Consider the following 9,547-nt stretch of genomic DNA (forward strand, 5'->3'; position numbering starts at 1 on the left):
ATTATTACCACAATAGAATAACCCTATTGGGAAAATATGCTCATAAGAGCAGTGGCATAGTTAGATCTAATAATTAGAGGATAATAACGATGAAACTTCGAGTTCTTTCCCTGCTGGTTCCTGCTTTATTAGTTGCTGGTAGCGCAGGCGCTGCTGAAATTTACAATAAAGACGGTAATAAACTGGATCTGTACGGTAAGGTCGATGGACTGCATTATTTTTCTGACGACAACAGCAAAGATGGTGACCAGTCTTACATGCGTTTTGGCCTGAAAGGCGAAACACAAATCAGTGACCAACTGACCGGTTATGGCCAGTGGGAATATCAAGCAAATCTAAACAAAGCGGAAGACCAAGACCAAGGTAACTTCACCCGTGTTGGCTTTGCTGGTTTGAAATTTGCCGATTACGGTTCTTTCGATTACGGTCGTAACTATGGTGTGCTGTACGATGTAACCTCATGGACTGACGTTCTGCCAGAGTTCGGTGGCGATACTTACGGTGCTGACAACTTCCTGTCACAACGTGGTAACGGCATGGCGACTTACCGTAACACCAACTTCTTTGGTCTGGTGGATGGTCTGAACTTTGCTCTGCAATATCAGGGCAAAAATGGCAGCGGTACTGAAACCAACAATGGCCGTGATGTACAAGGCCAGAATGGTGACGGCTACGGTATGTCCGTATCTTATGATTTGGGCTGGGGCGTGAGCGCATCTGCGGCAATGGCCAGTTCTAAACGTACTGATGACCAGAATAAACTGGCATTTGGCCATGGTGACCGCGCGGATGCATACACCGGTGGTTTGAAATATGATGCGAACAATGTCTATCTGGCCGCCAATTATGCCCAGACTTACAACCTGACTCGCTTCGGTAACTTTAGCAATAACAACGCTGATGCAGGCTTTGCCAACAAAGCACAAAATATTGAGTTAGTGGCTCAGTATCAGTTTGATTTCGGCCTGCGTCCATCCGTGGCTTACCTGCAATCTAAAGGTAAAGACCTTGGCAACGGCTATGGTGACCAGGATCTGCTGAAATATGTTGATGTTGGCGCGACTTACTACTTCAACAAAAACATGTCCACCTATGTTGATTACAAAATCAACCTGCTGGATGAAAACAACTTCACCAAAAACGCCGGTATCAATACTGATGATATCGTAGCGGTTGGTTTGGTTTACCAGTTCTAATCCTGCTGACAGGATAGGTTCTGATAAAACGCGGTCACTTGGCCGCGTTTTTTGTGCCCGCCATTTGCTGTTGGTCCGCTGAAACCCCCATTTATATATGGGCGTATTTTTAAGCAATTTGTTTTTTTTTGACCACTTTTGGCATGAAGTTTAACCAAACGAACTAAATTTCCATTTTTTTTGAATGAAACACTAGACATATCATCACGCTATAGATGATAATCCTGCTCATTGGAAGGATGGCCGAGTGGTTTAAGGCAACGGTCTTGAAAACCGTCGACTGTAACAGGTCCTAGAGTTCGAATCTCTATCCTTCCGCCAAATTACGCCGGCATAGCTCAGTTGGTAGAGCAACTGACTTGTAATCAGTAGGTCCCGAGTTCGACTCTTGGTGCCGGCACCAATTAAAAGCCCGTTATCTGAATAAGATAACGGGCTTTTTGCTTTCCGACAAACTTGAGTTGCGGCAGGATTTCCCGCTGCCGCTGATTGAGTCAGCTATTCTTCGCTAACTGCGCGACCAACCGATTCACGCCATCACTCATGTTGGTGAATTTCGTCAGTTGCGTGCGGGTGACCACCACGAAAACCGCAATATTCTTCTCGGGGATCATCGCCATATAAGTAATAAATCCGCCACCGCCACCGGTTTTCTGCATGATACCCGGCAGTTCAGCATTAGGTGCCATGTAGACCCAGCCTAGCCCCAGCGCATCGGCCTGACCGGCAACATCCATCCCTTTTAATGAAACCAAATCGCGACGTTGGAAATACAGCGCTTGTTCACGTTTGGCTGTGCTTTTACGTGCGTGGTTATTGGAAGCTAAGAATTGCTGCATCCAGCGCTGCATATCTTCTGGTGTTGAGTAAACCCCGCCACTGCCCGCCGCCGCTATGGTGTTTTCACAGCGGCTGCTGCCCACGCCGACCATTAAACGGCTACATTGTTCTGCCGTTGGGGTGAGGGTGGTGTTTCGCATACCCAGCGGTGCGGTGATTTTATCTCGTAATAAGCGGGTATAAGGCTTCCCGGAGGCGCGTGATAGTGCGTCTGCCAGCAAATCGTAAGCCAAATTGGAATAAGCCGCTTTCACGCCTGGGGGAACAGTCATATTGGCCAGTTTCAACCATTGCCAGCGGTTATCTTTGGTCGGCCAGGTAAACACCGGCCTTTTTTGCGGGCCACCGGGCTGTTCACGGGGCAGGCCGCTGGTGTGGCTGGCCAGATTGAGCAAAGTCATCGGCTGTTTCGCATTATAAGCCGGGACTTTGGCTCCTTTAGGGGCCCATTTTTGCAAGGGATCGGTTAATTTCACCGTGCCATCCTCGGCCAGCTTTACCATCACTTCACTGGTCATCAGCTTGGTAATAGAGGCAATGCGGATCAATGAATCTGGCCGTGGGCGCAAATTGTTACCGGGTTTGGTTTCACCAAAACTGCGGTTAACAACTTGATTATTATCAATAACGATCAGCGCCATCCCCATAGCTCCGCTGTTATAGAAGATATGTTCGGCATATTGATCAACAACTTGTGATGTCAAAAGCTCGGTGTTGGCGTAGCCGTGCAGTGGGAGAGTGAACAGAGCCGCGGCCAATAACGGGGAGGAAAAATGTTTCAGCAATCTTTTGTCCAGGGTCAAAAAGTAAAATAACAGTCATGGACTTATAGTAATCGGATCTTTGCATAAAACATGCTGAAATTTTCAAACAGACGAATAATTTACATTACGAGGATAAGGACGGCGATAAAAAAACCGCAGCGGTCAGGGCCGTTGCGGTTTTGGGTAACTATCTAAATTAATTAGCTTTCAGTGACCGGCTTAGGGATAACATTGGATGATTCTTTCATGCCAAGCGGGTTATTCCCCCAGCACTGCTCATATTTCCAGCCGGTGAGTTCTTCCGCCACCGCTCTGGCATGGGCCGGGATATCCGCCATGGCACCGCCATTTTTAATCCGGTCAATTTCTTCCAGCAAAATTTTGTGATTTTTGCGGTCTAATTTCATCTGCGTGGTGTAGTAGATTGCCACCAGCGCCAGTGAGATAACCCCAATAGCAAACACCCCGACAATGGCTTGCACTGCACCTTCTGGTTGGACCGATTGCCCCGAGACAAAACCAAAACGGCTTAATGTCCATCCCATGGCGAAGACAATAATTGAGCGCACCATTTTGCCAGCGAACGTCATGGCGCCAGCATAAATCCCTTCACGGCGACGCCCCGTCAACACTTCGTCCACATCCGCCAGGAAGGTATAAACCGTCCATGGAATGTAGTAGATACCGCCGGTGCTTAAACCGAAAACAGCAGTGATGCAGAACAACACAATCACTGTCGTGGCTTGAGACCAACCGGTGAAATAGAGCGCCGCATAGGCAATCACACTGACAATCACCACTTGTAGGGCAATGCGGAACGGGCGAGCAAAGCCCATTTTGACGCAAATACCGATAAAGATAGCGGTAGAAATCAACTGCATGATTGAACTGAAACTGTTGAGCTGAGAAACCAGCGTTGCATCCTGACCCAGACCAAAAATAATAAAGTATGTGAATGCAGACGCGAACAACCATTCAGCACCAAAACCGAACAGATACATGCCCAGGTGTTTGCGGAAAATACGCAAATGGAAAGTGGAGGCCATATCCACACACATTTTTTTCAAAGCTTGGCCCAAACTGCTGGTGGTCTCTCTCACCACTTCGCTGGCCGGGCGCTCCCAGGATGAGCTGTAAAGCCAAATCATGGCGCAGCACATAATCAAGCCGTAGGCGATACCGGTATAGAGGAAGGGCGTTGCCGAATCTTTACCATAAATAGCAATAAACTGGCCGGGGATAAAGGCCGCCAGAAAGTTGGCGACTTTGCCGAAAATAGCTTTAGAACCGGTTAATTTCGAGCGTTTAGCGAAATCGGTGGTCATCTCGGTCGCCAGTGTTTCATACGGCACCATGATGGAGGTATAAATCAGTTCAAACAGTGCGTAGGTCAGCAGGTAATACCAGAAACCAAATCCGCTCATCCACAGCATTGGATAGACCAATACCAGTGGAATACCGAGCAAGATAAAGAAGCGGCGGCGGCCAAATAGACGGCCAAGTCGGGTATTGTAAAAGTTATCAGTGATATAACCCATTACCGGGTTACTGATGGCATCGAGAATACTGGCGATTGAAAAAATAGTGGCCGCTTCTACCACTGACAACCCGCAAAAGGTGGTGTAGAAATACATCAGCCAGGCACCGCTGATTGCCAGCGCCCCGCTCCCCAGTAAGTTGGCGCTCCCATACGCCAACGTATGTCTTGTTGTAATAGCTTTACTCATTCTTACTGCCACCTCAAATTAAAACAACGTTTCATTAATAATGGATAATTGTTTTGTTTATAAAGGAGTGTTGCCGTTAAAAATGAGCGTTGGATCACGAAAAAGGGTTTTGTCGCCAAAAATAGCGCGTATCGCAGTAAAAATTGATATGAATCAATTTAGTAGAGAGGTGGAAATATTCGGTAAAAAACAAAATATCCATAAGAATATGAATGAGTGATAATGCCTGCTTACGACAATCGTGACCGTGATAAGTGTGGCAAGATTTAAATCAGTTTTCTGAAATATCATCACCGGCATTAAATCTTATTATTCAGGCAAACTTGCCCACCGGGTGAAAGTATTCATATTGGGTAAGTGTGAACTGTTACGGGCATGGCCCATGAATGTATTCTGGCTGCAAGAGTGGCTAGCAGTGAAGGACGTAAAATGGCGAAGAAAAACCCTTATTATGATGCCAGTAAGCCACACCACACAGAGTTTGGATTTCAGAATCTGGAGCCGGTCGTCCACCATTCGCAGGATTTGAAACGCTGGCGTGAGGAGCGAAAGCGCCAGTCCTTACCGAAACCCCCGCAGCAAGGTTATGCGCAGTTTGTTACTGACTGGTGGCAATCGGCAGATTTCAGCGGTCAACAAGATGCTTTGTGGTGGCTGGGACATGCTTCGTTATTATTGCGTGTAAGTGGCAAAACCGTGCTGTTTGATCCCGTGCTTTCCAGCCGAGCTTCACCGCTCAATTTTTACGGCCCAGAGCGCAGAACCCCCGCGCCGGCCAGTGTAAAGGAGTTGCCGCATATCGATGTGGTGGTGATTTCTCATAATCATTATGACCATTTGGATGTCCGAACCATTACCCAATTATTACGCCGTTTCCCCGACGTGACTTTCTTAGCACCACTGGGGCTGAAAAGTTGGTTTCTGCATCATGGTGCTCGCCATGTTCATGAATTAGATTGGTGGGATAGCCATCTTGCCGCCGAATTTGAGGTTCATTGTGTGCCCGCGCGGCATTGGAGCATGCGCACACCTTGGGATCGTAACCAAAGTTTGTGGTCGGGCTGGGTGGTTAAGCGCGATGCAATCAATTTCTATTTCACCGGTGACACGGGATATAGCCCGCAATTACTAACTATTGGTGAAAAATTGGGGCCATTTAACTATGCAGCATTGCCGATTGGTGCTTATGCCCCGCGTTGGTTTATGAATGCGCAGCATATGGACCCGCAGCAATCAGTGCAGTTATTTAAACAATTACAGCAACCTGTGACGGTGCCTATCCACTGGGGGGTGTTTGAGTTGGCCGATGAATCTCTGGATGAGCCGCCGCAACAGCTGAAACTCGCGTTGACGGAAGCCGGGGTTGCGCCAGACAATTTCGCACCGCTTAAAATTGGCGCGCGGATAGAGCTTGAGTAGGATAGTGTTTAAATCGGATAGTGCTGAGTAGGGCGTTGCAGCGAGTTGAATGTCACTCGCTGCAACGAAGGGCATTAGATCTTGAATTGGTTCACGGCACCGGCCAAATCAGCCGCCTGGGCTTGTAATGCCGCAGAGGCTGCTGTTGATTCCTGCACCAATGCGGCATTTTGTTGCACCATGGTATCCAATTGCGTGACTGCGCTATTTATCTCATGAATACCGCGCATTTGTTCATCTGCCGCGTTAGTGATTTCTGACATAATTGTTGTGACATCAGACACGCTGCTCACAATCTCGGTCATGGTATTACTGGCTTGCCGCACCTGACCGGATCCCGAGGCAACACTGCTTACCGTCGAGTCAATCAGTGTTTTAATCTCTTTTGCTGCTTGTGCGCTGCGTTGCGCCAAGGTGCGAACTTCTCCCGCCACCACGGCAAATCCACGACCTTGCTCACCGGCGCGCGCCGCTTCTACTGCCGCATTCAGTGCCAGAATATTGGTCTGGAAAGCGATGCCATCAATGACGCTGGTGATATCACCGATTTTGCCCGAAGCCGCCTCAATGGATTCCATGGTTGTGATAACTTTGGCGATAACTTCGCCACCACGAGAAGCATCATTGGCGGCTGAGAGAACCGCGGTATTAGCTTGCCTTGCTGCACTGGCAGATTGCGCCACAGTGGCCGAGATTTGTTCGAGTGCCGCCGAGGTTTGTTGCAAGCTGGCAGCGGCTGACTCTGTTCGGCCAGACAAATCCTGGTTACCGGCGGCAATTTCATTGGCCGCAATACTGACCGATTCGCTGGTATTGCGGATCTGCGCCATGACGCCGCTGAGTTTGTCAGCAAAGTTATTGAATGAAATCGCTATTTTTGCCACTTCATCACGGCCTTCGACCGGCAGGCGTTGGGTTAAGTCTTCCGTGCCCGAACTGATAGCATCCATGGCTTTATGGACATGGGTCAGTGGTGTCAGAGCGCGCTGGGTAATCAGGCTAATAATGACAATAGCAATTAAGATAATGACAATCAGAGTCACCAGGGATGTGGTCAATAATGAGCGCATACCCGCCGTGGCGTGGGCTTTGTCCAGTGCGACGACAGTAAACCACTGAGTGCCGGGGACCGCTTGAGCAAGTAACAACTTAGTGCTGCCATCAATCTCCGCAGCGGTAGGGGTGGTTGCGGTCAACAGGGCTTTAAGATCCAATGTTGGCGCAATTTCACTCAGTGGTTTTAGGGCTAATTGCGCGTCTGGATGGGCGATAATTGTGCCGTTAGCATCAATTAACATACCAAAACTACCCTCTGTTGGATGGATAGATTTTACGTTTGTAATCACGCTGTCCATGGTGACATCGGCGGCTAATACCCCTTTTACATTTCCACCATGAATAATAGGCAAGGCAAAAGTCACGACTAATTGATTAGTTCCTGCATCAATGTAAGGGGGCGTCACCACTGGGCTACCCGCTTTCACTGCTTGTAAATACCAAGGGCGACCGGTGGGATCATAGCCAGCAGGAATGCCATCTGGATTAGAAAAAATAGCTGTCTTATTTGCGTAACCGATATAAACGTTAATGAAGTTACCCGCCGCCGCCACTTGGCGTAAAGCTGCAATAGGGTCTACCGCCAATGCGCTTTCTTTGAGAGACACAATCATCTGTGTTTTCATCGCCACCCAATCTGCAATCCCAACCCCATGGCTGGCAGTCACCGCCTTCAAGGTATTATCGATAGCACTATTGTTATATTTGTTGGCAACGGAATAGTTAAAATAAGTATTAATAGCAAGCGAGCCGGCCACGATGATGATACAGGCAGCCAGAATACGTGAACGAATGGAATCAAGCATAGAGCGTCCTAAATGTAGGGGAGGGCATCATTCAAGTAACGGCGTGATATAGGAAAACTTGAGGTGAGTCACAGTAAAAAACTGCCATTTATGCACCATTGTTAATTCTTCTTTATGTAATGGTGACAAGGTAGGAGAATTTTGTTTATATTGATATTCAATAAAAACAGAAAGTTGACTATTCTGGCAAACCGAACGTAGCCGTAAAAATTAAAATAAAGTTGAAAAAAATAGTGATATTTAAAATGCAAAATCAGCATCAATACCGCTGAAACAGGGAGTTTCACACGATACTGATGCTGATGATTTGTCGTTATTTGGGTATCGTCGGATTAAAATTTGTACAGAAGTCCAATGGCGATAGTTTGATTTTTCTGCGCGACGCTTGAGCCATCAAGGTTATTTTGTGATGCGCCGGTGTTCTGGTTGAGGATTTGCGTTGTTCCTTTCCCTTCGGTGTATTGGTTCCAGGCCGCTTCTACAAATAATTTAGCTCTTGGGGTGATGTAGTACCCTGCATCAACCACAACGGCGTAATAGCGCGAGTTTTTGCTGCTGTCTTTGAATGAAAGTTTGCGTGAATAATGTTCATCCTGTGCATTGGCATTGACCCAACGGCTATATTTCAGCAAGGTATTAAACTCAAATTTTTTATAATGATAGTTTCCTGCTAAGCCAAGGTAGGTCATATCAAATTTTTGTTTATAACCGATCACTTTAACTGTATCTGAAGCTGTAAAAATATTATTACCATTATTGTAATGATAGTTTCCACCATAAGCGCTCCAATCGTTGTTATTGCGTTGATAACCACTCATCAAACCAATACGATAATTGTCTTGTTTTAAAAACCAAAACTTTGCATTCAGATCAATTTCGTTAGCATAATTCAAATGGGTTTTTTCATGATGAGACCAATCCGTCCACTTGGTTTGGCTTGCCTGATTCCAATCATAATCATCCATGGTGCCTTTGCCAGATGATAATGTAGACCATCCACGGGCGGTGAAAGTTAAACGTGATAACAAATCCCATGAGATATCTATTTTAACAATCGGGGTATTCTCAGTTTTCCAATCTAACTGACTTAATTTTCGGCTATTTTGGTCATAAACATATTCATTTGATTCTGTATTTAATAACCCCAGCGAGGTGCTGACAGTCAAACTATCAGTAATATTAGTATGATAACTGGCTACCGCCGAATGAGATAAGGCGAGTAGTATGAATATGCTTAGGGTTTTTTTTACTGCAATATTAACTTTCATTATTGACCTTTAATTTGTTTAAAGCTTCATGAGGAAAGTTAACATTACGAGGGATTTAAAATCGTTAATTAAAGATTAAAATAAAATTAAATATTTAAATATAATTAAGAATATTTAATTTAACGATGACTGGATCATTAAAGTGAACATGAGCCGGGCTGGGTTACCCGGCTTAATCGGGGTTAAAATTCACTCACTAACCATTGATCTGCTTCATCAAACATCTCTTCTACCAAACGATTGAGCACAGATTTCTCTTGTTTACTCGCATCGGTATTAATGCCATTAGCTTGCATTGGTTTGACCTTAACCTCTGCATTGGGAAACACCTGGTGTACGCGCTTGGTCAATTCTGCTTTGATCATTTCATTGGCGTTAGCCAGGCCGGCGACATTCCGTTTGTCATAAATTAATTCAACTTGCATAGCTTCTTTCCTAAGTTAAAAACACTGTATTAATATACAGTTATAT

General features: G+C 46.2%; 7 protein-coding genes and 2 tRNA genes. 4 read left to right on the forward strand and 5 right to left on the reverse strand.

From position 1 onward, the window contains the following. Window positions 1-89 precede the first annotated feature (89 nt). The 3 genes from FTA91_RS06915 (at window position 90) to FTA91_RS06930 (ending at window position 1,599) form a co-directional block, all read left to right on the forward strand. Window positions 90-1,196 carry a porin OmpC gene (locus FTA91_RS06915; RefSeq protein WP_050113018.1) on the forward strand — a complete coding sequence of 369 codons (1,107 nt, stop codon included), beginning with the start codon at window positions 90-92 and terminating at the stop codon, window positions 1,194-1,196. Window positions 1,197-1,429: 233 nt separating this feature from the next. Beyond that, a tRNA-Ser gene (locus FTA91_RS06925) sits at window positions 1,430-1,517 on the forward strand. Window positions 1,518-1,523: 6 nt separating this feature from the next. Further along, a tRNA-Thr gene (locus FTA91_RS06930) sits at window positions 1,524-1,599 on the forward strand. A gap of 91 nt (window positions 1,600-1,690) precedes the next feature. On the opposite strand, the gene ampH is transcribed toward FTA91_RS06930, so the two are convergent. Together ampH and FTA91_RS06940 are read right to left on the reverse strand one after the other, a co-directional pair. Next, window positions 1,691-2,833 carry a D-alanyl-D-alanine-carboxypeptidase/endopeptidase AmpH gene (gene ampH, locus FTA91_RS06935; protein ID WP_145536224.1) on the reverse strand — a complete coding sequence of 381 codons (1,143 nt, stop codon included), beginning with the start codon at window positions 2,831-2,833 and terminating at the stop codon, window positions 1,691-1,693. Window positions 2,834-3,000: 167 nt separating this feature from the next. Then, window positions 3,001-4,527, reverse strand: a complete 1,527-nt coding sequence (locus tag FTA91_RS06940) for an MFS transporter (protein WP_050113020.1) — start codon at window positions 4,525-4,527, stop codon at window positions 3,001-3,003. A 429-nt stretch (window positions 4,528-4,956) separates the two neighbouring features. Here FTA91_RS06940 and FTA91_RS06945 point away from each other — a divergent pair, with 429 nt between their 5' ends. Continuing rightward, window positions 4,957-5,946 (forward strand): MBL fold metallo-hydrolase, encoded by a 990-nt coding sequence (locus tag FTA91_RS06945; protein WP_174635209.1) that lies wholly within the window; start codon window positions 4,957-4,959, stop codon window positions 5,944-5,946. Window positions 5,947-6,020: 74 nt separating this feature from the next. Here the strand turns inward: FTA91_RS06945 and FTA91_RS06950 are convergent, their stop codons facing one another. From FTA91_RS06950 to FTA91_RS06960, 3 genes are all read right to left on the reverse strand, one after another. Further along, complete coding sequence (locus FTA91_RS06950) at window positions 6,021-7,808, reverse strand: methyl-accepting chemotaxis protein (protein ID WP_145536145.1); 1,788 nt, start codon at window positions 7,806-7,808, stop codon at window positions 6,021-6,023. Between the two features lie 332 nt (window positions 7,809-8,140). After that, window positions 8,141-9,076: an omptin family outer membrane protease gene (locus FTA91_RS06955; RefSeq protein WP_145583114.1), complete on the reverse strand. Its 936-nt coding sequence runs from the start codon at window positions 9,074-9,076 to the stop codon at window positions 8,141-8,143. A 182-nt stretch (window positions 9,077-9,258) separates the two neighbouring features. Then, on the reverse strand, window positions 9,259-9,501 hold the full coding sequence (locus FTA91_RS06960) for a DinI-like family protein (RefSeq protein ID WP_050113024.1): 243 nt from the start codon (window positions 9,499-9,501) through the stop codon (window positions 9,259-9,261). Between the last annotated feature and the right edge of the window lie 46 nt (window positions 9,502-9,547).

The organism is Yersinia thracica, from assembly GCF_902170565.1.
Lineage (GTDB): Bacteria > Pseudomonadota > Gammaproteobacteria > Enterobacterales > Enterobacteriaceae > Yersinia > Yersinia thracica.